This is a genomic window from Streptomyces sp. NPDC091972 (assembly GCF_044756385.1).
Classification (GTDB): Bacteria; Actinomycetota; Actinomycetes; order Streptomycetales; family Streptomycetaceae; genus Streptomyces.
The window spans coordinates 25,502-49,415 of record NZ_JBIVSV010000017.1 but is presented as its reverse complement, the minus strand read 5'-3'; the positions used below and the strand labels follow the sequence as shown (position 1 = coordinate 49,415).

Annotated in this window: 21 protein-coding genes and 1 pseudogene; 4 read left to right on the top strand and 18 right to left on the bottom strand. The window is 70.6% G+C overall.

Annotated elements, in window-relative coordinates:
• Window positions 1-4: 4 nt before the first annotated feature.
• On the bottom strand, window positions 5-439 hold the full coding sequence (locus ACIQJT_RS36930) for a DUF948 domain-containing protein (protein WP_365461626.1): 435 nt from the start codon (window positions 437-439) through the stop codon (window positions 5-7).
• A gap of 152 nt (window positions 440-591) precedes the next feature.
• On the opposite strand from ACIQJT_RS36930, the gene ACIQJT_RS36925 reads away from it, so the two are divergent.
• Window positions 592-2,754, top strand: coding sequence for an ATP-binding protein (locus ACIQJT_RS36925; RefSeq protein ID WP_402650039.1), 2,163 nt, complete (start codon window positions 592-594; stop codon window positions 2,752-2,754).
• 30 nt (window positions 2,755-2,784) lie between these two features.
• Here the strand turns inward: ACIQJT_RS36925 and rpsD are convergent, their stop codons facing one another.
• From rpsD to ACIQJT_RS36910, 3 genes are all read right to left on the bottom strand, one after another.
• Window positions 2,785-3,399, bottom strand: a complete 615-nt coding sequence (gene rpsD / locus ACIQJT_RS36920) for a 30S ribosomal protein S4 (RefSeq protein WP_015661793.1) — start codon at window positions 3,397-3,399, stop codon at window positions 2,785-2,787.
• A gap of 296 nt (window positions 3,400-3,695) precedes the next feature.
• Complete coding sequence (locus tag ACIQJT_RS36915) at window positions 3,696-5,051, bottom strand: replication-associated recombination protein A (RefSeq protein WP_402650038.1); 1,356 nt, start codon at window positions 5,049-5,051, stop codon at window positions 3,696-3,698.
• Between the two features lie 42 nt (window positions 5,052-5,093).
• On the bottom strand, window positions 5,094-5,756 hold the full coding sequence (locus ACIQJT_RS36910; protein WP_402650037.1) for a vitamin K epoxide reductase family protein: 663 nt from the start codon (window positions 5,754-5,756) through the stop codon (window positions 5,094-5,096).
• A gap of 172 nt (window positions 5,757-5,928) precedes the next feature.
• Between ACIQJT_RS36910 and ACIQJT_RS36905 the strand changes: the two are divergent.
• Window positions 5,929-6,193 (top strand): annotated as a pseudogene (locus ACIQJT_RS36905) (ABC transporter ATP-binding protein); the annotation flags it as partial.
• A 249-nt stretch (window positions 6,194-6,442) separates the two neighbouring features.
• On the opposite strand, the gene hisS reads toward ACIQJT_RS36905, so the two are convergent.
• Window positions 6,443-7,705 carry a histidine--tRNA ligase gene (gene hisS / locus ACIQJT_RS36900; protein WP_365461634.1) on the bottom strand — a complete coding sequence of 421 codons (1,263 nt, stop codon included), beginning with the start codon at window positions 7,703-7,705 and terminating at the stop codon, window positions 6,443-6,445.
• An 11-nt stretch (window positions 7,706-7,716) separates the two neighbouring features.
• A complete protein-coding gene (locus ACIQJT_RS36895; RefSeq protein ID WP_365461636.1) occupies window positions 7,717-8,430 on the bottom strand; it encodes an MBL fold metallo-hydrolase in 714 nt (237 codons plus the stop codon).
• Between the two features lie 180 nt (window positions 8,431-8,610).
• Between ACIQJT_RS36895 and ACIQJT_RS36890 the strand changes: the two genes are divergently transcribed.
• Window positions 8,611-9,429 carry a peptidylprolyl isomerase gene (locus tag ACIQJT_RS36890; protein ID WP_053852274.1) on the top strand — a complete coding sequence of 273 codons (819 nt, stop codon included), beginning with the start codon at window positions 8,611-8,613 and terminating at the stop codon, window positions 9,427-9,429.
• Between the two features lie 135 nt (window positions 9,430-9,564).
• Window positions 9,565-10,794 (top strand): DUF349 domain-containing protein, encoded by a 1,230-nt coding sequence (locus tag ACIQJT_RS36885; protein WP_053852273.1) that lies wholly within the window; start codon window positions 9,565-9,567, stop codon window positions 10,792-10,794.
• A gap of 55 nt (window positions 10,795-10,849) precedes the next feature.
• Here ACIQJT_RS36885 and ACIQJT_RS36880 read toward each other — a convergent pair whose 3' ends face one another.
• From ACIQJT_RS36880 to ACIQJT_RS36825, 12 genes are all read right to left on the bottom strand, one after another.
• A complete protein-coding gene (locus ACIQJT_RS36880) occupies window positions 10,850-13,378 on the bottom strand; it encodes a bifunctional (p)ppGpp synthetase/guanosine-3',5'-bis(diphosphate) 3'-pyrophosphohydrolase (protein WP_053852272.1) in 2,529 nt (842 codons plus the stop codon).
• A gap of 225 nt (window positions 13,379-13,603) precedes the next feature.
• Window positions 13,604-14,143: an adenine phosphoribosyltransferase gene (locus ACIQJT_RS36875; protein ID WP_365461639.1), complete on the bottom strand. Its 540-nt coding sequence runs from the start codon at window positions 14,141-14,143 to the stop codon at window positions 13,604-13,606.
• Window positions 14,140-15,255 carry a protein translocase subunit SecF gene (secF, locus tag ACIQJT_RS36870; protein WP_365461641.1) on the bottom strand — a complete coding sequence of 372 codons (1,116 nt, stop codon included), beginning with the start codon at window positions 15,253-15,255 and terminating at the stop codon, window positions 14,140-14,142. The genes ACIQJT_RS36875 and secF overlap by 4 nt, the downstream gene beginning before the upstream one ends.
• A gap of 2 nt (window positions 15,256-15,257) precedes the next feature.
• Complete coding sequence (gene secD, locus ACIQJT_RS36865; RefSeq protein WP_365461643.1) at window positions 15,258-17,018, bottom strand: protein translocase subunit SecD; 1,761 nt, start codon at window positions 17,016-17,018, stop codon at window positions 15,258-15,260.
• A 135-nt stretch (window positions 17,019-17,153) separates the two neighbouring features.
• Window positions 17,154-17,663 (bottom strand): preprotein translocase subunit YajC, encoded by a 510-nt coding sequence (gene yajC, locus ACIQJT_RS36860; protein ID WP_053849914.1) that lies wholly within the window; start codon window positions 17,661-17,663, stop codon window positions 17,154-17,156.
• 174 nt (window positions 17,664-17,837) lie between these two features.
• The gene (gene ruvB / locus ACIQJT_RS36855; protein WP_365461646.1) at window positions 17,838-18,908 is read right to left on the bottom strand and encodes a Holliday junction branch migration DNA helicase RuvB; all 1,071 of its coding nucleotides are present in this window, start codon (window positions 18,906-18,908) and stop codon (window positions 17,838-17,840) included.
• A gap of 25 nt (window positions 18,909-18,933) precedes the next feature.
• Window positions 18,934-19,539 (bottom strand): Holliday junction branch migration protein RuvA, encoded by a 606-nt coding sequence (gene ruvA, locus ACIQJT_RS36850; protein WP_053849912.1) that lies wholly within the window; start codon window positions 19,537-19,539, stop codon window positions 18,934-18,936.
• Entirely contained in the window at window positions 19,536-20,087 is a 552-nt protein-coding gene (ruvC, locus tag ACIQJT_RS36845; RefSeq protein ID WP_037714968.1) for a crossover junction endodeoxyribonuclease RuvC, read from the bottom strand. Before ruvC ends, ruvA begins: the two co-directional genes overlap by 4 nt.
• A gap of 118 nt (window positions 20,088-20,205) precedes the next feature.
• Window positions 20,206-20,958, bottom strand: coding sequence for a YebC/PmpR family DNA-binding transcriptional regulator (locus tag ACIQJT_RS36840; protein ID WP_053849910.1), 753 nt, complete (start codon window positions 20,956-20,958; stop codon window positions 20,206-20,208).
• A gap of 49 nt (window positions 20,959-21,007) precedes the next feature.
• On the bottom strand, window positions 21,008-21,613 hold the full coding sequence (pdxT, locus tag ACIQJT_RS36835) for a pyridoxal 5'-phosphate synthase glutaminase subunit PdxT (protein WP_123987962.1): 606 nt from the start codon (window positions 21,611-21,613) through the stop codon (window positions 21,008-21,010).
• Window positions 21,614-21,619: 6 nt separating this feature from the next.
• Window positions 21,620-22,525 (bottom strand): pyridoxal 5'-phosphate synthase lyase subunit PdxS, encoded by a 906-nt coding sequence (gene pdxS, locus ACIQJT_RS36830; protein ID WP_123759535.1) that lies wholly within the window; start codon window positions 22,523-22,525, stop codon window positions 21,620-21,622.
• 642 nt (window positions 22,526-23,167) lie between these two features.
• Window positions 23,168-23,710, bottom strand: coding sequence for a hypothetical protein (locus ACIQJT_RS36825; protein WP_053851779.1), 543 nt, complete (start codon window positions 23,708-23,710; stop codon window positions 23,168-23,170).
• Between the last annotated feature and the right edge of the window lie 204 nt (window positions 23,711-23,914).

Below are 23,914 nucleotides of genomic sequence, written 5' to 3'. Positions count from 1 at the left end.
AGCCTCAGTCCTTCTTGCCTCGGCCCCGGGAAACCGTCCGCCCCACGATCACGGTACGCCGGGAGGGTTTCGCGGGCACGTCGTCCTTGCGGCCGCTGATCGCGCGGCGCACCCCGTAGCCGAAGGCCGCGACCTTGACCAGGGGCCCGCCGAAGGTGGAGGCGACGGTGGTCGACAGCGCGGAGGCGTTCGACGTGACCTCCTGGACGTCCGAGGCGATCGCGTCGACCCGCTCGATCTGGGTCTGCGCGGAGCGCACCGCGGTGGAGGCGTCGGCCAGCAGCGGGACGGCCTGGTCGGTCACGTCCGCCACGAGCTTGGTGGTCGCCTTGAGCGTCTGGGCCAGCCTCGCCAGCGCGACGGCGAGGAAGGAGACCAGGATCGCCCAGAAGACGGCCACCAGGATCCCGGCAACCTCTCCACCGGACACTGTGTGCACCCGCTCCCTGAATACGTGCTGTCTATGGAAAAAGTCTCCGCCGAGCCTATCGCGCCGGGAACGGCGGTCCGCACCGGATCACCCCTCGCCCGCACCCGAGTTGCCCATGACGATTGTACGGAGTGCATACGGTTCAGTACGCTCCGTGTTCCATGCGCAGTCATCAGCCCGACGGCACCGAGGTGCACGGCAATCTTCCGCTGGAGCTCGACGGCTTCGTGGGCCGGCGCGCGGAACTCCCGGCACTGGCACGGGCGCTCGGCACCGCGCGGCTGGTGACGGTGACGGGCCCCGGCGGCATCGGGAAGTCACGGCTCGCGGCACGGGCGGCGGGGGGTCGGCGCACCCCGGCCGACGGGGTGTGGCGCGTCGAGCTGGCCGCCGTACGCGACCCGGAGTTCGTGGACCACGCCGTCGTGGAGGCGCTGGGTCTGACGGACCACACCACCCGGCCGCCGCGCGAGACGCTCCTGGCCCACCTGACGGGACGTCAACTCCTGCTGGTACTCGACGGGTTCGAGCATCTGGTGGAAGCGTGCGCGTCCCTGGTCGTCGACCTGCTGGGGCGGCTGCCGGGGCTGGCCGTCCTCGCCGTGGGGCGCCGGCCGCTGGCCGTCGCCGGGGAGCAGGTCCTCGCGCTGGGCCCGCTGGAGGAGGACGAGGCCGTCGAGCTGTTCGCGGAGCGGGCCGGGCGGCTGGGGGTGACGGTCGGCGACGATCCGCACGTACGGGAGCTGTGCCGGCGCCTGGACGGCATCCCGCTGGCGATCGAGCTGGCCGCGGGCCGGCTGGGGGCCCTGTCCCCCGGGCAGTTGCTGGAGCGGCTCGACGACCGGTTCCGGCTGCTGACGGGCGGCGGCCGGGACACGCTCGCCCGCCATCGGACACTGCGCACGGCGATCGGCTGGAGCCACGAACTGTGCACGCCCGAGGAGCGGTTGCTGTGGTCACGGCTGTCGGTGTTCGCCGGGCGGTTCGACCTGGAGGCCGCGGAGTACGTGTGCAGCGGCGGCGGGCTGCACTCCGACGACGTCCTCGACGTCCTGTCCGCGCTGCTCGCCCAGTCGGTGGTGGCCCGCGAGGAGACCGCGACCGGTGTGCGCTACCGGATGCTGGACACGGTCCGGGCGTACGGCGCCGAGTGGCTGGAGGCGACGGGCGACGCGGTCAGGCTGCGCAGGCGGCACCGCGACTGGTACGTGGGCCTGGCCACCTGGTGCGAGCTGGACTGGTTCTCGCCGCGCCAGAACGAGGTGGCCGCGCGGATCGAGGCCGAGCTGCCGAACCTGCGCTGCGCCATGGAGTACTGCCTGACCGAGCCGGACGGGGCGGAGCTGGCCCGCCATCTCGCGGGCTCCCTCTGGTTCTGCTGGGTCGGCTGCGGCCGGCTCTCGGAGGGGCGGCACTGGCTGGAGCGCAGCGTCGAACTGGAGCCGGGTCACGAGGACGCCCGTCTGAAGGCCCTGTGGGTCCTCGGTTATGTGGCGGTCCTCCAGGGCGACACCGTGGCGGCGCTGTCGGCGCTGCACGAGTGCCGCAAGGAGGCGGAGCGGTCCGCGAACGCGACGGCGGTGGCGTACGCCGAGCACCGCACCGGCTGCCTGGCGCTCGTCTCGGACGACATGCCCCGCGCGGAGCGGCTGCTGCGCTCGGCGCTGGAGCGCTACCAGGAGATCGGCGAGCTCAACAGCAACGTGCTGATGGGCCAGGTCGAGCTGGCGATGGCCCGCGCCTTCCTGGGCGATCTGCCGGAGGCGGTGGGGCTGTGCGAGGACGTGCGCCGGGTGTGCGAGGACCACGGCGAGCGGTGGGCGCGGTCGTACGCGCTGTACGTCCTGGCGTACGCGGCCTGGAGCGAGGGGGACACGGCACGCGCGCGTGACCTGCTCACCGACGCCCTGACCTGCGCGCACGCCTTCCACGACCTGCTGGGCTCGGTGCTGTCCATCGAGCTCCTCGCCCTGGTCACGGTGTCCCGGGGCGACCCGGCCGAGGCTGCGGTGCTCCAGGGCGCGGCGGGCTCGCTGTGGCCGTCGGTGGGCCTGCCCCTGTTCGGCTCCGCCTACTACAACGCCCCGCACGAGCTGTGCGAGGCGACGGTCCGGGAGCGGCTGGGCGACGAGCGGTACGAGGAGTGCGTACGGCAGGGCCGGGCGCTCGGGCGGGAGGCCGCGGTGGCCCGGGCGCTGGGCCGCGCCCGTCCGCTCGACGGGTTGCCGGCGCCGCGGGAGTCCGTGCGGCCCGCAGACGTGTCCCGCGAGATGCAACGGCCCGCCGCCTCGCCCACCCGGAAGGGCGGGGAGACGGCGGGCTGAGGTGGTGCGGGTGCTACGGCCTGCCGGTGATCAGCGGGCGTAGTACTCGACGACGAGCTGCTCGTCGCAGATCACCGGGATCTCCTTGCGGTTCGGCTCACGGTCCAGGCGGAACGCCAGGGCCTTGAGGTTCACCTGGAGGTAGCGCGGGGTCTCGCCCTCGGGGGCGAAGCCGCCCTCACGGGCGATCGAGAAGAGGGTCTTCTCGCGGCTGCGCTCGCGGACCATCACGACGTCGTCGGGACGGACGCGGAAGGACGGCTTGTCGACCTTCTGACCGTTGACCTCGATGTGGCCGTGGACGACCATCTGGCGGGCCTGGTAGATCGTGCGGGCGATGCCCGAACGCAGGACCAGCGCGTCGAGACGACGCTCGAGCTCGATGATCAGGGCCTCACCGGTCTTGCCCTGAACCTTGGAGGCACGCTCGTAGGCGCGGACGAGCTGGCGCTCGGACACGTCGTACTGCGCGCGCAGACGCTGCTTCTCCAGCAGACGGACCTTGTAGTCCGAGTTCTGCTTGCGGCCACGGCCGTGCTCACCCGGGGGGTAGGGACGGGCCTCGAAGTACTTGACGGCCTTCGGGGTCAGCGCGATGCCGAGGGCACGCGACTTCTTGACCTTGGGGCGGGACTGGTTCGCCACGATCTCTCATCTCTTGGTGTTCGGCTCGTCAGAGTTATGGGAGGTCGCATCCGCAGCCGGGGAAACCCGCAAGGTCCTGGATCGGACCCGTTGGGCAGCCGCTCCCCTGGTCTGGGCACATACGTGCAGCACGCGAGTGGCCCACCGACCGTCTTCGTCGTACGACGAGGGGTGGTGGGCTGCCCGCGACACCATTCGAACGGTGCGCGACGCTCCTGGAACCCACTGGGGGTTCCGGCTGACCGTCCCGTTCTGACTGCACGGGACACAGCACTTCGGGGGATTCTACAGGGTGCTCAGGACCGCTTGCGACCGAGGTGCTTGCGGGTCCACTCCACGGCGTCCGCGTACCGGGCCTCGGCGCCGTGCCGGGTGGGTTCGTAGTACTCGCGGTCCTTGATGGCGTCCGGGGCGTACTGCTGCTCGGCGATGCCCTCGGGCAGGTCGTGGGGGTAGACGTACCCCTGCGCATGGCCGAGTTTGACGGCGCCCTTGTAGTGCCCGTCGCGCAGGTGCGGCGGCACCGGGCCTGCCAGTCCCTTGCGTACGTCCTCCATGGCGGCGCCGATCGCCAGGGTCGCCGCGTTGGACTTCGGGGCGAGCGCGAGGGCGATGGTGGCGTGGCTCAGCGTCAGCGCGGCCTCGGGGAAGCCGATCATGGCGACGGCCTGGGCGGCGGCGACGGCGATGGGCAGGGCGTTGGGGTCGGCGAGGCCGATGTCCTCGCTGGCGGAGATCATCAGGCGGCGGGCGATGAAGCGGGGGTCCTCGCCGGCCTCGATCATGCGGGCCAGGTAGTGCAGGGCCGCGTCCACGTCGGAGCCCCTGATGGACTTGATGAGGGCGCTGGCCACGTCGTAGTGCTGGTCGCCGTCGCGGTCGTACTTCACGGCCGCGCGGTCGACCGTCTCCTCCAGTGTGGTGAGGGAGATCTCCGGCTCGCCCTTGTCGAGGGCGGCCCCGGCGGCGGCCTCCAGAGCGGTCAGGGCGCGGCGGGCGTCGCCGCCGGCGATCCGCAGGAGGTGGTCCTCGGTGTCCTCGGGTAGGGCGACGGCGGCCTTCAGGCCCCGCTCGTCGCTCAGCGCCCGCTTGAGGAGCCCTCTGAGGTCGTCGTCCGTGAGGGGTTCGAGGGTCAGCAGGAGGGAGCGGGACAGGAGCGGGGAGATGACCGAGAAGTAGGGGTTCTCGGTGGTCGCCGCGATGAGAGTCACCCAGCGGTTCTCGACCGCGGGGAGCAGGCTGTCCTGCTGGGCCTTGCTGAAGCGGTGGATCTCGTCGAGGAAGAGGACGGTCTCCTTGCCGAAGCCGCCGGTGGCGCGGCGGGCGCCGTCGATGACCGCGCGGACCTCCTTGACGCCGGCGGTGATCGCGGAGAGCTCCACGAAACGCTTGTTGGTGGCCTTGGAGACGACGTACGCCAGGGTCGTCTTGCCGGTGCCGGGCGGGCCCCAGAGGATCACCGAGGAGGGGCCGGCGGGACCGCCGCTGCCCTCGCCGACCAGCCGGCGCAGCGGTGAGCCCGGCTTGAGCAGGTGCTGCTGGCCCACCACCTCGTCGAGGGTGCGCGGGCGCATCCGGACCGCCAGGGGGCTGCCGGCCGGGTCCTTCTCCTGGCGCTCTTCCGCCGCCGCGGTGAACAGATCGGGCTCCACGTTCGAAACCCTATGTCACCGCACTGACAACGCGCCGGGGCCTCAGGCCCAGAGGCTGGAGCCCCAGCGGGTCAGGATCATCATCGCGATGATGCCGCAGTGCGTGACCGGCAGGACCCAGGTGAACTCGGCGAGGAAGCGCTTGAGCCAGCCCGGGGACGGCAGGAAGGCGTTGCGGACGTTGAACGAGGTGACGTACCAGAACATCGTGATCGTGGCGACCCAGGCCAGCGAGCACCACAGGCACAGCGCGTTGATCCGGTACAGCGACTGGAACTGGAGCCAGGTGACGAAGAGCACGCCGAAGAGCGTGCCGAAGTTGAAGGTGAGCCAGTACCAGCGCGGGAAGGTGGCGCGGGCCAGCAGGCTCATGCCGACGCAGATCACGATGCCGTAGGCGACCAGGCCGAGCATCGGGTTGGGGAACCCGAAGGCGGCGGCCTGCTTGCTCTCCATGACGCTGCCGCAGGAGACGATCGGGTTCAGGGAGCAGCTCGGCGTGAACGTCTTCCCGCTGACCTTCCCCTCGAGGATCTTGAACTTGTCGATCGTGATGACCCACGCGGCGAGCAGTCCGGCGGCGCCGGTGATCACCAGCAGCAGCGCGAAGGCACGGCTGCCGCCCACCGTCCGGGGCGCGGCGCCGGCGCTCGCCGGCGAGGGCTCGGGCTCCGTGGAGACGTCTTTCACTGTGGTCTTGCTCATCACGCCGATCCGTCTGCTTGAGAGTTGGACCTTCTTCGGGCAGGGGCCATTGTGCCGCACGCGGGGGCTTGCCCACCGTTCGGCGGACATAAGGAAGTACGCACGGTCGTCCCCGAGCGTTCGGTTCCGGCCGGGGCTCGGGGGCACGGCCACACACCCGAACGAACCGGCGGTGGACGTTCGAGGGCTGCGCAAGCGGTACGGGGACGTGACCGCGGTCGACGGGATGGACCTCGGCATCCGCCGGGGGCGAGGTCTTCGGCCTGCTCGGAGCCGATAGCGCGGGCAGAGCACCGCGGTGGAGATCCTCCGGGGCGACCGGGTTCCGGAAGGGGCGGACCCGGCGCACGGCACGCGCGCGTGGTGGTCCCGTGTGGCGATCCCGTGTGGGAATCGTCCGGCAGGACGAATCCGCGCCCGCCGGGTTGACGATCGGGCGGCCGGATCAAGGCCCTGTCGGGCGGGCAGCGGCCGGGCGGCAGTTCCGGGAGCCGAGGGCCGGCCCGGACGACGGCCCGTATGTGATGCACAGAGACCCCGACCAGGGCGGCGTATGTCCTGGGCAGGATCTGGCTGGTTCTCGTCACCGGCATGACGGGCACCACGCTGTACGAGGTCCCGCTGGGCGCGGCCGACCGCACGGCAGCTGTCGCCAGTGCCGTGCGGTACGACCTGCTCGACCGGCCTCAGCCCAGCCTCGACTCCAGCTCCGCCACGATCTCGTTGACCCCGATCGCCGACTGCTCCCCGGACTCCATGTCCTTGAGCTGGACGACACCCTCGGCGAGGTCGCGTTCACCGGCCACGATCGTGTAGCGGGCGCCGCTGCGGTTGGCGTTCTTCATGGCGCCCTTGAGGCCCTTGCCGCCGTAGGAGAAGTCCGCCGCGATGCCGACCTTGCGCAGTTCGGTGACCTTCGTGAAGAGGATCCGCCGGGCCTCCTCGCCCAGCGGCACCGCGAACACGCTGGTCGTGGAGGGGAGTTCGAGCTCGACTCCCTCCGCCTCCAGGGCGAGGACCGTGCGGTCGACGCCGAGGGCCCAGCCGACGGACGGCAGCGCGGGGCCGCCGATCATCTCGGACAGACCGTCGTAGCGGCCGCCGCCGCCCACCGCGGACTGGGAGCCCAGACCGTCGTGGACGAACTCGAAGGTCGTACGGGTGTAGTAGTCGAGGCCGCGCACCAGCTTCGGGTCGTCCTCGAAGGCGACGCCCGCCGCGGTGATCAGCTCACGGACCTCCTCGTGGTACGCCTTGCAGGCGTCGCAGAGGTAGTCGCGCAGCAGGGGCGCGTCCCCGAGCTGCTTCTGGACCGACTCGCGCTTGTCGTCGAGGACGCGCAGCGGGTTGATGTCCGCCCGGCGCAGGGTGTCCTCGTCGAGGTCCAGGCCGCGCAGGAACTCCTGGAGCGCGGCCCGGTACACCGGCCGGCACTCCTTGTCGCCCAGGCTGTTGAGCAGGATGCGGAAGTTCCTGAGGCCCAGCGAGCGGTACGCCTGGTCGGCCAGGATGATCAGCTCGGCGTCGAGGGCCGGGTCCTCCGCGCCGATCGCCTCGGCGCCGACCTGCGAGAAGTGGCGGTAACGGCCCTTCTGGGGGCGCTCGTAGCGGTAGTACGAGCCGGAGTACCAGAGCTTGACGGGCAGGTTGCCCGCCTTGTGCAGGTTGGCCTCCAGCGCCGCGCGCAGCACGGAGGCGGTGCCCTCGGGGCGCAGGGCGAGCTTGGTGCCGCCCTTGGTCTCGAAGGCGTACATCTCCTTGGTGACGATGTCGGTGGACTCGCCGACCCCGCGCGCGAACAGCTCGACGTTCTCGAAGCCGGGCGTCTCGATGTAGCCGTAGCCGGAGGTGCGCAGCGGTGCGGCGATCGCCTCGCGGACGGCCAGGTACTTGGCGCTGTCCGGCGGGATCAGGTCGTACGTGCCCTTGGGGGCCTGAAAGGTGCTCACGAAGTCTCTCGTCACATTCCTCGTCGGGGAGGGGTCTGTGAACCCTCTCCCTGGCCGGCGGCCACTTCCCGCAGGTACGGGTTGGTGGCGCGCTCCTGGCCGATGGTCGTCTGGGGGCCGTGGCCGGACAGCACCACGGTCGAGTCGTCGAGCGGCAGGCACACGCGGGCCAGCGAGTCGAGCATCTCGGCCATGTCACCGCCGGGCAGGTCGGTGCGTCCGATGGAGCCGGCGAAGAGCAGATCCCCGGAGAAGAACACGGAAGGGATCTCCGCGGTCTCGGGCATCCGGAAGGTCACCGACCCCTTGGTATGGCCCGGTGCGTGCGCGACGGACAGCTCCAGGCCCGCGAGCTCCAGCTTCGCGCCGTCGGACAGCTCCTTGACGTCGTCCGGCTCCCCCACGGTGATCTCACCCATGAGCGGCATCCCGACGGAACGCCCGAGGCCCATCGACGGGTCCTTCATCATGTAGCGGTCCTCGGGGTGGATCCACGCCGGTACCCCGTGCGCCCCGCACACCGGGACGACCGAGGCCACATGATCGATGTGGCCGTGCGTGAGGACGACGGCGACGGGCTTGAGCCGATGCTTCCTCAGTGCTTCCTCGACGCCTTCGGCGGCCTGGTGGCCGGGGTCGATGATCACGCACTCCTCACCGGCGGCGGGGGCGACGAGATAACAGTTCGTCCCCCAGGCCCCGGCGGGGAACCCGGCAATGAGCACGATCGTCCTCGGTTTGTGTCGGTACGGGCGGTCTTCCGGGCGGCTGACCCAGTGGTCAGAGCCTACCGGCGCTGCCGATTCCTCAGCGAACCCATATACGGTACGGGGCACACGCAGGCGGTCGCTTCACAGGACGCATGCGTACCGGTCGGCGGACGAGACGCATGAGGAGAAAACCCCGTGGTCACCCAGGAACAGCGGAAGCGGCAGCTCGCGCGGGAGAAGTTCTTGCGGCAGCAGCAGCGGCGTACGGCCGCGCGCCGCAAGGCCCGTGTACGCAACTCTGTGATCGCGTCGGTGCTCGGCGTGGTCCTGGTGGGCAGCCTGGCGCTCTACACCTCCGGGGTCATGAAGGACGACGACAAGGCCAACGCGAGCGCGGAGGCGACCCCGAGCGCGGAGGCCACCAGCAAGGCGCCGGACCCGTGCGAGAAGGCGGCCCCCGGCAAGGTCAAGACGGAGACCTGGAAGAAGGAGCCGGCGATGTCCATCGACAAGTCGGCCAAGTACACCCTGAACCTCGCGACCACCTGCGGTGAGATCGGCATAGCCCTGAAGGCGTCGGCGGCCCCGCACACCGTGAACTCGTTCGACTTCCTGGCGGGCAAGGGCTACTTCGACCACACCAAGTGCCACCGGCTCACCACCAACGGCATCTACGTCCTGCAGTGCGGCGACCCGACGGGCTCCGGCAGCGGCGGACCGGGCTACACCATCCCGGACGAGAACCTTAAGGACAAGAGCCTCAAGTCCAACGTCTACCCGGCGGGCACCGTCGCGATGGCGAACACCGGTCAGGCGCACACTGGAGGAAGCCAGTTCTTCCTGGTCTACCAGGACAGCCAGCTGCCCCCGAGCTACACCCCGTTCGGGACCATCTCGGAATCCGGTATGAAGGTGCTGAAGAAGATCGCCGCGGCCGGTGAGAGCACCGGAGCGGGCGACGGCGCGCCGAACGCGACCGTCGTGATCAACAAGGCGACCGTCACCAAATCCTGACCGTCAAGTGCGAAATTTCGGTCGCGCGGGATGCGGACAGGCCACCCGCCGGTCGCCTATGTTGGCCGTGACGAAACTGTGGACGATGCCCGGGGGAACACCAGCCCCTCGCAGGCATCATGTGGAGGAGGCGCTGTGAGCAGCGACCCGTGGGGCCGCGTCGACGAGACGGGGACCGTGTACGTGCGTACGGCCGACGGCGAGCAGGTCGTCGGTTCCTGGCAGGCCGGCTCCCCCGAGGAAGCCCTGGCCTACTTCGAGCGCAAGTACGAGGGCCTGGTTGTCGAGATCGGCCTCCTCGAGAAGCGAGTCAAGACCACCGACCTGTCGGCGAAGGACGCCCAGGCGGCCATCGACCACATCCGCGAGCAGGTCGACGCGCATCACGCGGTCGGCGACCTGGACGCGCTCAAGGTCCGGTTGGACAAGCTCGTGGAGACCGTCGACAAGCGTCGCGAGGAGCGCAAGCAGCAGCGCGCCAAGCAGTCCGACGAGGCCCGGCACGCCAAGGAGGCGCTGGTCGCCGAGGCGGAGGAGCTGGCCCAGTCCGACCAGTGGCGGGCCGCCGGTGAGCGGCTGCGCGCACTGGTGGACACCTGGAAGGGTCTGCCGCGCCTGGACCGCAAGTCGGACGACGAGCTGTGGCACCGCTTCTCGCACGCCCGCTCGGCGTTCTCCAAGCGCCGCAAGGCCCACTTCGCGTCGCTGGACGCGCAGCGCGAGGAGGCCCGCAGGACCAAGGAGCGGCTGGTCGGCGAGGCCGAGGCGCTGTCCGGGTCGACGGACTGGGGCCCGACGGCCGCCCGCTACCGCGAGCTGATGGCCGAGTGGAAGGCCGCGGGCCGCGCCCAGCGCGAGCACGAGGACGACCTGTGGAACCGCTTCCGCGGCGCCCAGGACGTGTTCTTCGCCGCCCGCAGCTCGGTCTTCGCCGAGCGGGACGCCGAGCAGACCGAGAACCTCAAGCTGAAGGAGGAGCTGGCCGAGGAGGCCGAGAAGCTCCTGCCGATCGGCGACCTCAAGAGCGCCCGCGCCGCCTTCCGCGCGATCAACGAGCGCTGGGAGGCCATCGGCCACGTCCCGCGGGACGCCCGGCCGAAGGTCGAGGGCCGGATGCACGCCGTCGAGCGCGCTCTCCAGGAGGCCGAGGAGACCGAGTGGCGCCGGACCAACCCGGAGGCACGCGCGCGTGCCGCGGGTCTGACCGGCCAGCTCCAGGCCGCCGTGGACAAGCTCAAGGGCCAGATCGAGCAGGCGCGCGCCCAGGGCAACAACGCCAAGGCCGACAAGCTGGAGCGTGAGCTGGAGGGCCGCCAGGCGCTCCTGGACCAGGCGCTCAAGGGGCTCCAGGAGTTCGGCGGCTGACAAGGCCGTACACACGAAAGGGCCCCGGTCTCCCGGGGCCCTTTTCGCATGTCGGCTACGACCGGTTCCGCGCCGATGTCACGCGGTAGACGTCGTACACGCCCTCCACGCCCCTGACCGCCTTCAGGACGTGGCCCAGGTGCTTGGGGTCGCCCATCTCGAAGGTGAACCGGGAGGTGGCGACCCGGTCGCGGGAGGTCTGGACGGCCGCGGAGAGGATGTTGACGTGCTGGTCGGACAGGACGCGGGTGACGTCGGACAGGAGCCGGGAGCGGTCCAGGGCCTCGACCTGGATGGCGACCAGGAAGACCGAGGACTGCGTGGGCGCCCACTCCACCTCGAGGATGCGCTCCGGCTCACGGGACAGTGACTCGACGTTGACGCAGTCGCTGCGGTGAACCGATACGCCACTACCGCGCGTGACGAAACCGATGATCGGGTCGCCGGGGACGGGGGTGCAGCAACGGGCCAGCTTGACCCACACGTCCTCGACGCCCTTGACGATCACGCCCGGGTCGGCGCTGGAGCGCCGCTTGCGTCCGCGACCGCGGGTCGGCGGGACCGACTCGTCGATCTCCTCGGTGGCCGCCTCCTCGCCGCCGAGCGCCTGGACCAGCTTCTGCACGATGTTCTGCGCGGAGACATGGCCCTCGCCGATCGCCGCGTACAGCGCGGAGATGTCGGAGTACCGCATCTCGTGCGCGAGCGTCACGAGGGAGTCGCCGGTGAGGATGCGCTGGATCGGCAGGTTCTGCTTGCGCATCGCGCGGACGATGGCGTCCTTGCCCTGCTCGATCGCCTCGTCGCGGCGCTCCTTGGAGAACCAGGCACGGATCTTGTTGCGGGCCCGCGGCGACTTGACGAAGTTCAGCCAGTCCCGGGACGGTCCGGCCCCGGGCGCCTTGGACGTGAAGACCTCGACGAGGTCGCCGTTGTCGAGCGTCGACTCCAGCGGCACGAGGCGGCCGTTGACGCGGGCTCCTATCGTGCGGTGGCCCACCTCGGTGTGCACCGCGTACGAGAAGTCCACCGGGGTGGCCCCGGCCGGCAGCGCTATGACGTCGCCCTTGGGCGTGAAGACGAAGACCTCGTTGCGGGAGAGGTCGAAGCGCAGGGACTCCAGGAACTCACCGGGGTCCTCGGTCTCCTTCTGCCAGTCCAGGAGCTGGCGCAGCCACGCCATGTCGTTGAGGTGGTCGTCCTTGCCGGTGGTCCTCGGCTGGTCCGAGCGGACCTTGGAGGTGCCGGCGACGGCCTCCTGCTTGTACTTCCAGTGCGCGGCGATGCCGTACTCGGCGCGGCGGTGCATGTCGAAGGTGCGGATCTGGAGTTCGACCGGCTTGCCGTTGGGCCCGATGACCGTCGTGTGCAGCGACTGGTACATGTTGAACTTGGGCATCGCGATGTAGTCCTTGAACCGCCCCGGAACCGGGTTCCAGCGGGCGTGGACCGTGCCCAGCGCCGCGTAGCAGTCGCGGACCGTGTCCACCAGGACGCGGATGCCGACCAGATCGTAGATCTCCGCGAAGTCACGGCCGCGGACGATCATCTTCTGGTAGACGCTGTAGTAGTGCTTCGGGCGGCCGGTGACGGTGGCCTTGATCCGGGCCGCGCGCAGGTCGGACTGCACCTCGTCGGTCACTATGGCCAGGTACTCGTCGCGCTTGGGCGCCCGCTCGGCCACCAGCCGTACGATCTCGTCGTACATCTTGGGGTAGAGGATCGCGAAGGCGAGGTCCTCCAGCTCCCACTTGATGGTGTTCATGCCGAGACGGTGGGCGAGCGGAGCGTAGATCTCCAGCGTCTCGCGCGCCTTCTTCTCCTGCTTCTCGCGCTTGAGGTAGCGCATGGTGCGCATGTTGTGCAGGCGGTCGGCGAGCTTGATGACCAGGACGCGCGGGTCCTTGGCCATGGCGACGACCATCTTGCGCACGGTCTCGGCCTGCGCGGCCTCGCCGAACTTGACCTTGTCCAGCTTGGTGACGCCGTCGACGAGCAGGGCGACCGAGTCGCCGAAGTCGCGGCGGAGCTGGTCGAGGCCGTACTCGGTGTCCTCGACGGTGTCGTGCAGCAGGCCCGCCATCAGGGTCGCCGGGTCCATGCCGAGCTCGGCGAGGATCGTGGTCACGGCGAGGGGGTGGGTGATGTACGGGTCGCCGCTCTTGCGCTTCTGACCGCGGTGCCAGCGCTCGGCGACCTGGTACGCCTTCTCGATCTGGCGCAGGGTCGCCGTCTCGATCTTCGGGTCGTTGCTGCGCACTATCCGCAGCAGCGGCTCCAGGACCGGGTTGTACGGGTTGGAGCGCTGGACGCCGAGACGGGCCAGACGGGCGCGGACGCGGTTGGAGGAGCCGGTGCGGGCGGGCTGGCCCGCGTTGGTGCGGGTCGCCGGGGTGGCGGGCTCGGGTGAGGCCGGTTTGGGCCGGGGCGGTTCGGCCGGCTTGTCGACGGGGGCGGACTGGGCGTGCTCGACCGGCCCGCGGGCGTCGTTCGTCACGGTCTTCGCGTCCGGCGCGGGCTTCGCCGCGGGCGCCGAGGCGGGCTCGGGCTTGGCGGCGGTCAGTGGCTGGGCCTCGTCTGGCAAGAGGACTCCTCGTGCGCGATCCGGGTCCCCCGGTCAGGCTCCGGAGAACCCATGGTAGCGATCCTGCGCCCCGGGATCGCCCGCAGGCCGATGTGAGGGACGTCTACCTGTGGAACACGAGGGGTGACCACCGGCATTCCGGAGGGTGCAGCGCCCTGCCCGCTCATGGGAAACGGCCGTCCCGGTGTTCCGGAACGGCCGTTTCGAGAGCGATGACGTCGGCGGTCAGACCACCAGCAGCGCTTCCAGCGGAGCCCCCGCCAGTGCCGGCTCCAGGCGGGGCCGGCCGTTCAGGAAGCCCAGTTCCATCAGGACCGCGAGGCCCGCGACCTCCGCGCCCGCGCGGCGGATCAGCTCGATGGACGCCTCGGCCGTGCCTCCCGTGGCCAGGACGTCGTCGACGATCAGGACGCGGTCGCCCGCGGACAGGTCCTCCGCGTGCACCTCGATCTCCGCCGAGCCGTACTCCAGGTCGTACGCCTGGCTGAGGGTCGCCCCGGGGAGCTTGCCCGCCTTGCGCACGGGGATGAAGCCCAGTCCCGCGCGGACGGCGACCGGGGCGCCGAGGATGAAGCCCCGGGCCTCAAGACCGACGACCTTGGTGGCGCCGGTGCTCGCGGCGACCGCGGCCAGGGCGTCGGTGAGCGCCGTGAACGCCGCCGGGTCCGCCAGGAGCGGGGTGATGTCCTTGAACATCACGCCCGGCTCCGGGTAGTCGGCCACATCGCGGATACGGCTGAGCAGCAGCTCCTTGACGTCGGTCATCGGCGCTTCCCCGAGGGACGGCCACGGCCCCGGCCGCGGGACGCGGGCTGGGTGCGCGGACCGACGACCGCGTGGGCGGTGTCGTCCTCCGGCTCACCGTCGTCCAGGTACTCGCCCCGGCTCTCGGCGACTTCCTCCTCGACGGACGCCTGGGCGCGCTTGGCCAGGACCCGCTTCTTGAGGGCCTTCATCGCCGGCTCGCGCTCCTTGAGGTCGGCGACGAGCGGGGTGGCGATGAAGATCGAGGAGTACGCGCCGGCGGCGAGACCCACGAACAGCGACAGCGAGATGTCGTTGAGCGTGCCCGCGCCGAGGAAGCCGCCGCCGATGAACAGCAGGCCCGCCACCGGAAGCAGCGCGACCACCGTGGTGTTGATCGAGCGGACCAGGGTGCTGTTGATGGAGCGGTTGGCGATGTCGCTGTAGGTCCAGCGGTTCTGCTTGGTGATGTCCTTCGTCTGCTCCTTGAGGGAGTCGAAGACGACCACCGTGTCGTAGAGCGAGTAACCGAGGATGGTCAGCAGACCGATCACCGTGCCCGGCGTGACCTCGAAGCCGACGAGGGCGTAGATGCCGACGGTGATGGTGATGTCGTGGATCAGGGCGACGAGCGCCGCGATGGCCATGCGCCACTCGAAGGCGATCGCCAGGTAGATCACGACGAGGACCATGAAGATCGCCAGGCCCTGCCAGGCCTTGTTGGCGATCTGGTCGCCCCAGCTCGGTCCGACCAGGTCGGCGGCGATGGTCTCCGGGTCGACCTTGAAGTCCTTGGCCAGGTCGGTCTTGATCTCGTCGGACTGCTGGGTGTCCATGCCGGCGATCTGGATGCGCAGCGTGCCGTTGCCGAGCTTCTGCACCACGGCGTCGTGGCCGGAGGCCTCCTTGGCGTACTCCTCGGCCTGGGAGACCGAGACGCTGGTCTTCTCGGTGGTGAAGACCGCGCCGCCCTGGAAGTCGATGCCCATGTTGAGGCCGCGCACCGCGAGGCCCACGATCGCCGTGATGGTGATCAGGATCGAGATGCCGTACCAGAGCTTGCGGTGACCGATGAAGTCGTAGCTGATCTCGCCACGGTGCAGCCGGGCGCCGATGTTGCCGAGTTTCGACATGCTCACGCCTCCTTCGTCTGGGCGGGGGCGGGACGGCGGGTGCGGCGCAGCGGCGGCTTGGCACCCAGGCTCTTCGGGTCGAGGCCGGACCACTTGCTGCCGCTCGCGAAGAACTTGCGGCGGGCCAGCAGCGTCATGAGCGGCTTGGTGAAGAAGAAGACCACCACGACGTCGAGCACGGTGGTCAGACCGAGCGTGAACGCGAAGCCCTGGACCTTGCCGACCGTCACGACGAACAGCACCGCGGCGGCGAGGAACGACACGAAGTCGGAGACCAGGATGGTGCGCCGGGCACGCGGCCAGGCCCGCTCGACGGCGGGACGCAGCGAGCGGCCCTCGCGGATCTCGTCCCTTATGCGTTCGAAGTACACGATGAACGAGTCCGCGGTGATACCGATCGCGACGATGGCACCGCACACGGCCGGCAGGTTCAGCGCGAAGCCGATCGTCGGGCCGAGCAGCGACATGATCACGTAGGTGAGGATGCCGGAGACGAGGAGCGAGGCCATCGCGACGAGCGACAGGCCCCGGTAGTACGCCACCAGGTAGACCACGACCAGCAGGAGGCCGATGGCACCGGCGAGGAGGCCGGCGTGCAGCTGGTCACCGCCGAGCGCGGCGGTGACCGTGGTGACGGTGGCCTCCTTGAAGGAGAGCGGGAGGGCGCCGTACGACAGCATGTTGGCGAGGTTCTGGGCCTCTTCCTGCGTGAAGCTGCCGGAGATCTGGGCGTTGCCGCCGGTGATCGAGGAGCTGACGTAGGGGCTGGAGACGACCTCGCCGTCCAGGACGATGCCGAACTCGTTCTGCGGCTGGGCGTTCTTGGCGAGCTGGCCCGTGATGTCCGCGAACTTCTTGGCGCCCTTGCTGTTGAAGGTCATGGTGACCTGCCAGCCGGCGGCGGTCTGCGTGTCGAAGACCGCCTGGGCCTTCTTGACCTCGGTGCCGTCGACGGCGGCCGGGCCGAGCAGGTACTTGTACCAGACGCCGGAGATCTCGCCGCAGCCCACGGTGGTCTCGCCCGGCTTGGCGCCCTCGCCCGCGGTGGTGCGCTGGGCCTTCTTGGAGCAGTCCAGGGCGGCGTACTGGGCCTGGATCTTGGCGTCGCCCGAGGTGCCGGTGCCGCCGCTCGCGGAGGCCGACGGGGAGGCGGAGCTCGACGCGCTCGCGGACGCCGACGGCGTGGAGTCGGCCTTCAGCGCGTCGGTGACGGCGCGGCCCTGCGAGGTGGCGGACGCCGACGGGGAGGACGACGAGGTCGCCTTCTCGCCCGTGGAACCGGACTTGCTCGCGGAGGGGCTCGGCGAGGCCTTCGAGGAGCCGCTGGCCGACGGGCTCGGCGAGGTGGCCGCGGCGCTGCCGGTGGCCTCCTGGGCCAGGACCGGGCGGAAGTACAGCTTGGCGGTGGTGCCGACCTGCTCGCGGGCCTCCTTCGAGTTGGTGCCCTTGGGGATGTTCACGATGATGTTGCGATCACCCTGGGTCTGCACCTCCGCCTCGGAGACGCCCAGGCCGTTGACCCGGCGGTTCATGATGTCGACCGCGGTGTCCATGTTGGCCTTGTTGATCGCGGACCCCTGTTCGGCCTTGGCCTCCAGCGTGATGCTGGTGCCTCCGGCGAGGTCGATGCCGAGGCGCGGGGTGGTGTGTCCGGACAGGAACATTCCACCGGTGAGCGCCACGATGGCGATCAGGATCAGGGCCAGCGTGCGCCCTGGCTTGCTCTGGGCACTCGCGCTCCGGCCCCTTTTGGGTGCTGCCACCTTCTCGTACTCCCTCTCGGGCCGCTCTCGCGCCGGGTCGGCGGGCGGGCGGCCATGACTGGTGTCGGGATCCCCGTGCGAGACGCGCAGGTCCGGGGCGCGCGGAGCTGGTCCGCCGCGCGCCCCGGAGTGCGACTACTTCGCGCCGGTGTCGCCGTCGGTCTTCTTCGGCTCGTCGTCCGACTTCGCCTCGGCGGCCGCGGCGGGCGCGTCGTCGGCGGGCTGCTCGGCCGTGTCCTTCTTACCGAGGTCGACGGACTTCTCGTCGGAGGCGGCGGCAGCTTCGTCGGCGGACTCGTCGGTCTCGGTGAGGGAGGAGGCGTCGTCCGGGACGACGTCGGCGTCGGACTTCAGGTCGTGCTCGATGCCGTGGACGATGCGGTTGTACTCGTCGTCCGTCAGTACGGCACCGATGGCGTTCTTCGCGAAGAGGAGTTCCACGCCCGGGCCCGCGTCGAGGAGGACGGTGTCGTCGTTGACCTCCTTGACCGTCGCGTACATACCCCCGATCGTGCGGACGCCGCTGCCGGGCTGCATTTCGTTCCGCATGTTGGCGGCCTGCTGCTGCTTCTTCTTGGCCGACCGGGTCATCAGGAACATGGCCCCGATGAGCACGATGAACGGGAGGAGGGTCACGAGACTCACGGGTCGGAACTTCCTTCACGCGACCGCGATGGTGAGCGGCCTGATGGTTGGGGGTGTGTGCACCGCCGACAAGGGCGGCATCGGCGGAGTCTAAGCGAGTCCGCGCGCAGGGAACAACGCTCAGCATCGCACCTGGGTTCCGGACCGGGCCAATGCTTCGCCGTCACAAAGGCATCACGTCCCGAACAGGTCCTGTTGTCCGTTTCCCGTGGACGCCGAGCGGGGCGGGGTGAGACCGAGATGCGCCCATGCGGCGGGAGTGGCGACCCGTCCGCGCGGGGTGCGGGCGAGCAGACCCTCCCGTACGAGGAAGGGTTCGGCCACCTCCTCGACGGTCTCGCGCTCCTCCCCCACCGCCACGGCGAGCGTGGACAGGCCGACCGGGCCGCCGCCGAACAGCTTGAGCAGGGCCTCCAGGACTCCGCGGTCGAGGCGGTCGAGGCCGCGGGCGTCGACCTCGTAGACCTTGAGGGCCGCCGCGGCGATGTCGCGGGTGATGATCCCGTCGGCCTTGACCTGGGCGTAGTCGCGCACCCGGCGGAGCAGGCGGTTGGCGATGCGGGGTGTGCCGCGGGAGCGTCCCGCGATCTCGGCGGCGCCGTCGGAGCCGATCTCGACGTCGAGCAGGTTGGCCGAGCGGTGGATGACGCGCTCCAGCTCGGCGGGTTCGTAGAACTCCATGTGCGCGGTGAAGCCGAAGCGGTCGCGCAAGGGGGGCGGCAGCAGGCCCGCGCGCGTGGTGGCGCCGACCAGGGTGAACGGGGGCAGCTCCAGCGGGATCGCGGTGGCGCCGGGCCCCTTGCCGACGATGACGTCGACGCGGAAGTCCTCCATCGCCATGTACAGCATCTCCTCGGCGGGCCGCGACATGCGGTGGATCTCGTCGAGGAAGAGGACCTCGCCCTCCTGGAGGGAGGAGAGGATCGCGGCGAGGTCGCCGGCGTGCTGGATGGCGGGGCCGGAGGTGATGCGGATGGGGGCGCCCATCTCTGCCGCGATGATCATCGACAGGGTGGTCTTGCCGAGGCCGGGGGCGCCGGAGAGCAGGACGTGGTCGGCGGTGGCTCCGCGCGCGCGTGCGGCCCGCAGGACCAGGTCGAGCTGTTCGCGGACCTTCTCCTGGCCGATGAACTCGTCCAGGTCCTTGGGGCGCAGCGCGGCCTCGACGGCCTGGTCCTCACGGTCGGCGGACGCACCGACGAGCCGCTCGGCGGCGGTGTCGTCGGTGGTGTCGTCCCAGTTCATGTGGTGTGCCTCTGTGTCGGGTGGATCAGCGGGCGCGGTTCAGGGTCTGGAGGGCCGCCTTCAGCAGCTGGCCGACCTGGGGCGTGCCCTCGGCCGCCTCCGCCTGCGGGGTCACGGCGGTGACGGCCTCGTCGGCCTCGCGCGTGGCGTATCCCAGGCCGATCAGGGCGGCGTGCAGCTGGTCGCGCCAGCCCTGGGTGACCGGGGCGCCGATCGCGGGGGCCCCGATGGGCTCGCCGAGCCGGTCCTTCAGCTCCAGGAGCAGCTTCTGGGCGCCCTTCTTGCCGATGCCGGGCACCGCGATGAGCGCCTTCTCGTCACCGGTGGCCACCGCCCGGCGCAGGGCGTCCGGCGCGTGCACGGCCAGCATGGCCTGGGCGAGGCGCGGGCCGACCCCGCTGGCGGTCTGGAGCAGCTCGAACACCTGGCGCTCGTCGTCGTCGACGAAGCCGTAGAGGGTGAGGGAGTCCTCGCGGACGACGAGGGAGGTGGCGAGCTTGGCGGGCTGGCCGAGGCGGAGCGTCGACAGCGTGTTCGGCGTGCACTGCACCGCCATGCCGACACCGCCGACCTCGAGCACCGCGGTGTCGGGAGCGAGTGCGGCGACTGTGCCGCTCACGAAGGCGATCATGCCGTACGGCCTTTCCGTGCTGTGGTCCGTGCTGTCGCTGTGTGCAGGGCGACGGCCTGCTGGAGCCGGTTCTGGGCGGGGGCGCGCCAGATGTGGCAGATGGCGAGTGCGAGGGCGTCTGCGGCGTCGGCCGGCTTGGGCGGTGCGTCGAGTCGCAGCAGACGCGTGACCATGGCGCCGACCTGGGCCTTGTCGGCGCGGCCGCTGCCGGTGACGGCGGCCTTCACCTCGCTCGGGGTGTGCAGGGCGACGGGGATGCCTCGGCGGGCGGCGCACAGCATGGCGACGGCGCTCGCCTGGGCGGTGCCCATCACCGTACGGACGTTGTGCTGGCTGAACACCCGCTCCACGGCGACGAATTCGGGCCGGTGCTCGTCCAGCCACTGTTCGATGCCCTGCTCCACGGCGACGAGCCGCTGCCCCAACTCGGCGTCCACGGGCGTGCGGACGACCCCGACGCCGATCATGGTGAGCGGCCGGCCGGCGACCCCCTCGACCACGCCGACTCCGCATCGCGTGAGACCGGGGTCCACCCCGAGTACGCGCACCGTGCCCCCTCCCTCTCGCTCGCCTGTTTGTGCAGGCTATCTGCTGGCACCGACAACGGCGGCGGGCCGGTGGGGTGTGTCCCACCGGCCCGCCGGAGCCGCTCAGTTCGCGACAGCGTTACGCGTCGACCTTCTCCATGACCTCGTCGCTCACGTCGAAGTTGGCGAAGACGTTCTGCACGTCGTCGCTGTCCTCGAGAGCGTCGATCAGCTTGAAGATCTTCTTGGCGCCCTCCTCGTCCAGCTCGACCTGCATGGTCGGGACGAAGTTGGCGTCGGCGGAGTCGTAGTCGATCCCGGCGTCCTGGAGGGCGGTGCGGACCGCGACCAGGTCGGTGGCCTCGCTGAGCACCTCGAAGGACTCGCCCAGGTCGTTGACCTCCTCGGCGCCCGCGTCCAGGACGGCGGCGAGGACGTCGTCCTCGGTCAGCTCGCCCTTGGGGACGATGACGACGCCCTTGCGGTTGAAGAGGTACGACACCGAGCCCGGGTCGGCCATGGAGCCGCCGTTGCGCGTCATGGCGACGCGGACGTCGGAGGCGGCGCGGTTGCGGTTGTCGGTGAGGCACTCGATGAGCACCGCGACGCCGTTCGGGCCGTAACCCTCGTACATGATCGTCTCGTAGTCGGCGCCGCCGGCCTCGAGACCGCCGCCACGCTTGATCGCGGAGTCGATGTTCTTGTTCGGAACGGACGACTTCTTCGCCTTCTGCACGGCGTCGTACAGCGTCGGATTGCCGTCCAGGTCGACGCCGCCCATGCGCGCCGCGACCTCGATGTTCTTGATCAGCTTCGCGAAGAGCTTGCCGCGCTTGGCATCGATCACGGCCTTCTTGTGCTTCGTCGTGGCCCATTTAGAGTGGCCGGACATCTGCCTGTCTCCTTCGCGTAACCCATCTCTGCAACCAACGCCTGAGATCCTACAAGGACTCCCGCGTCCGGTACGCGCGCACCATGTCGACAAAGAGAGAGTGCACGCGGTGGTCGCCGGTCAGTTCCGGGTGGAACGACGTGGCGAGCGCGTTGCCCTGACGGACCGCGACGATGTGGCCGTCGTGCTCGGCGAGCACCTCGGCCTCGGCGCCGACGGACTCCACCCAGGGGGCGCGGATGAAGACGCCCTCCACAGGATCGCCCGGAACGCCCTTGACGTCCACGGCTGCCTCGAAGGACTCGTTCTGGCGTCCGAAGGCGTTGCGGCGCACGATCATGTCGATGCCGCCGATCGTCTCCTGGCCCGAGCGCGGGTCGAGGATCTTGTCGGCGAGCATGATCAGGCCCGCGCAGGTGCCGTAGACGGGCATGCCGTCGCGCACGCGCGCGCGTAGGGGCTCCATCACGCCGAACAGGACGGCCAGCTTGGAGATGGTGGTGGACTCGCCGCCGGGGATGACGAGGCCGTCCACCTCGGCGAGTTCGTCGGGGCGCCGCACCGGCCTGGCCACGGCGTCGGCCGCGGCCAGGGCGACGAGGTGCTCCCGGACGTCGCCCTGGAGGGCCAGGACGCCTATGACAGGAGTGCTCATGAGTGGTTACCAGCCGCGGTTGGCGTAGCGCTCGGTCTCGGGGAGGGTGTCGCAGTTGATGCCGACCATGGCCTCGCCGAGGTTGCGGGACGCGTCCGCGATGATCTTCGGGTCGTCGTAGAAGGTGGTGGCCTTCACGATCGCGGCGGCGCGCTTGGCCGGGTCGCCGGACTTGAAGATGCCGGAGCCGACGAAGACGCCCTCGGCACCGAGCTGACGCATGAGCGCGGCGTCGGCGGGGGTGGCGACACCACCGGCGGAGAACAGCACGACCGGGAGCTTGCCGAGCTCGGCGACCTCCTTGACGAGCTCGTACGGGGCGCGCAGCTCCTTGGCGGCGGCGTACAGCTCGTGGTTGTCGTAGCCGCGCAGCCTGGCGATCTCGTTCTTGATCTGGCGCAGGTGGCGGACGGCCTCGACGACGTTACCGGTGCCGGCCTCGCCCTTGGAGCGGATCATGGCAGCGCCCTCGGCGATGCGGCGCAGGGCCTCGCCCAGGTTGGTGGCACCGCAGACGAAGGGGGTGGTGAAGGACCACTTGTCGGAGTGGTTGACCTCGTCCGCCGGGGTGAGGACCTCGGACTCGTCGATGTAGTCGACGCCGAGGGACTGGAGGACCTGGGCCTCGACGAAGTGGCCGATACGGGACTTCGCCATGACCGGGATGGACACGGCCTCGATGATGCCCTCGATCATGTCCGGGTCGGACATGCGGGCCACGCCGCCGTCCTTGCGGATGTCGGCCGGGACCCGCTCCAGCGCCATGACGGCGACGGCGCCCGCGTCCTCCGCGATCTTCGCCTGCTCCGGCGTGACGACGTCCATGATCACGCCGCCCTTGAGCTGCTCAGCCATGCCGCGCTTCACGCGCGCGGTGCCGGTCTCGGGAGCCTGGTTCTCGGTGCTGGACACGGGTTGACCTCGCTGAAGTGAAAGGGGATTACTGCAGCACCGAGGAAACGTCACCGAAGCAGGCCACAGCAAGGGCCAATGGGGAGGCGGTGGATCGTTTTTGCTGCTCGGGTGGCCGGGGATGGCTCACGACGGGTGAGGAGGCCGGGCGGGCCCGGGCGCGACGGCGCGGCTCGGACGGTGGCCCGTTTGTCGATGTCCTCGGGCTGACGGCGGCCATGGTCCGCGCGGCACGGGCCACTTGGGGCGCGGGCGGTGTGCGGGACCGTGAGGCTGGGGCGGCCCCGCGGCACGGGAGACACGGCGGTGGGACCCACGAGGGTGGACTGCGGGCGGCGCGTGCCGCTTGGCGATGGGGCGGGAGGGCGGCGCTTGCTGCTTCGCGAAGCGGCGGGAGGGTGGCGCGGCGGCCGGCCCTCGTCCGAGTGCCGGTCTCGTCCACCATCCAGAGGGCGGGGGGCGCGACGTGTGCCGGCCATGGCCCGCGATCCCGCGGGACTGCGGCACTCCCCGCTGAGCGTCCCGTTCCGGTCCCCCGAGCGGACCTCCGTCACGGTCCTACGCGGTCCGGGCGACCCGGGCCACCACCATCTCGCGCGGACCCCGGGCCATGAAGTCAGGTGCCCCCGGCTCGTCGCTGTCCTACGCGGCCCGGTCCACCAGGGCCGCAGGCGGTTCGTCGTCCATCTCGAAGGCCATCGGGAACGGGGCGTGGCCGGCCAGGCGGAACCAGCGGACCTTGCGGTGCTGGCGGAGTCGGCGGGCGGCGCCGACGGCGTCGTTGTGGAAGCGGCGGGCCATCGGCACCCGGCGCACCGCCTCGGTGAGCTCGTGGGCGGCAGCCTCTCCCCCGGGCGCCTCGCGCACCGCCTCCACCTGGGCCGGTTCCGCGAACACCGCCCTCAGCGCCTGGCTCAGCTCGCTCTCCGCGACCTCCCGCTGCTCCTCCTCGGCCTGCCGGGCGGCGTGCGCGGCCTCGTACAGCACGATCGACGCGGCCGGGTCGAGCACGCCCGAGGTGGCCAGTTCCTGGGCGACGGAGGCCCGGCGGAGCAGCTGTGCGTCCAGGCCCGCGCGCGTGGCGTCGATCCTGGCGTGCAGCCGGTCGAGACGGCCCGCGGTCCAGCTCAGGTAAAGGCCGATCGCGACGAGCGCGACGAGAATCCAGATGAGGGTGGGAGTCACGGGCAGCAAGGCTATCGGGGCGGTTCGGTGCGCTACGGGGCAGGCACGAGAGTGGTCGTGCGCGGCCGACGCGCTCGGGGGTTCGGACACCACGGCGGTCGCACCGGCTGCGCACCGGCGAGCCACGAGGCCCCCGTCGGCAGCCCCGTCCGGCATCCGGGAGCACGGGCGGGTCAGCCGGTGCGTGGGCTGGCAGCCGGTACC

What these genes read in the sequence shown, in the direction of transcription:
- ACIQJT_RS36925 (WP_402650039.1), top strand. Translation starts at nt 592, where the DNA reads ATGCGCAGTCATCAGCCCGACGGCACCGAGGTGCACGGCAATCTTCCG.
- ACIQJT_RS36910 (WP_402650037.1), bottom strand. Translation starts at nt 5,756, where the DNA reads ATGAGCAAGACCACAGTGAAAGACGTCTCCACGGAGCCCGAGCCCTCG.
- ACIQJT_RS36875 (WP_365461639.1), bottom strand. Translation starts at nt 14,143, where the DNA reads ATGACCGACGTCAAGGAGCTGCTGCTCAGCCGTATCCGCGATGTGGCC.
- secF (WP_365461641.1), bottom strand. Translation starts at nt 15,255, where the DNA reads ATGTCGAAACTCGGCAACATCGGCGCCCGGCTGCACCGTGGCGAGATC.
- ruvB (WP_365461646.1), bottom strand. Translation starts at nt 18,908, where the DNA reads ATGAACTGGGACGACACCACCGACGACACCGCCGCCGAGCGGCTCGTC.
- ruvA (WP_053849912.1), bottom strand. Translation starts at nt 19,539, where the DNA reads ATGATCGCCTTCGTGAGCGGCACAGTCGCCGCACTCGCTCCCGACACC.
- ACIQJT_RS36840 (WP_053849910.1), bottom strand. Translation starts at nt 20,958, where the DNA reads ATGTCCGGCCACTCTAAATGGGCCACGACGAAGCACAAGAAGGCCGTG.
- pdxT (WP_123987962.1), bottom strand. Translation starts at nt 21,613, where the DNA reads ATGAGCACTCCTGTCATAGGCGTCCTGGCCCTCCAGGGCGACGTCCGG.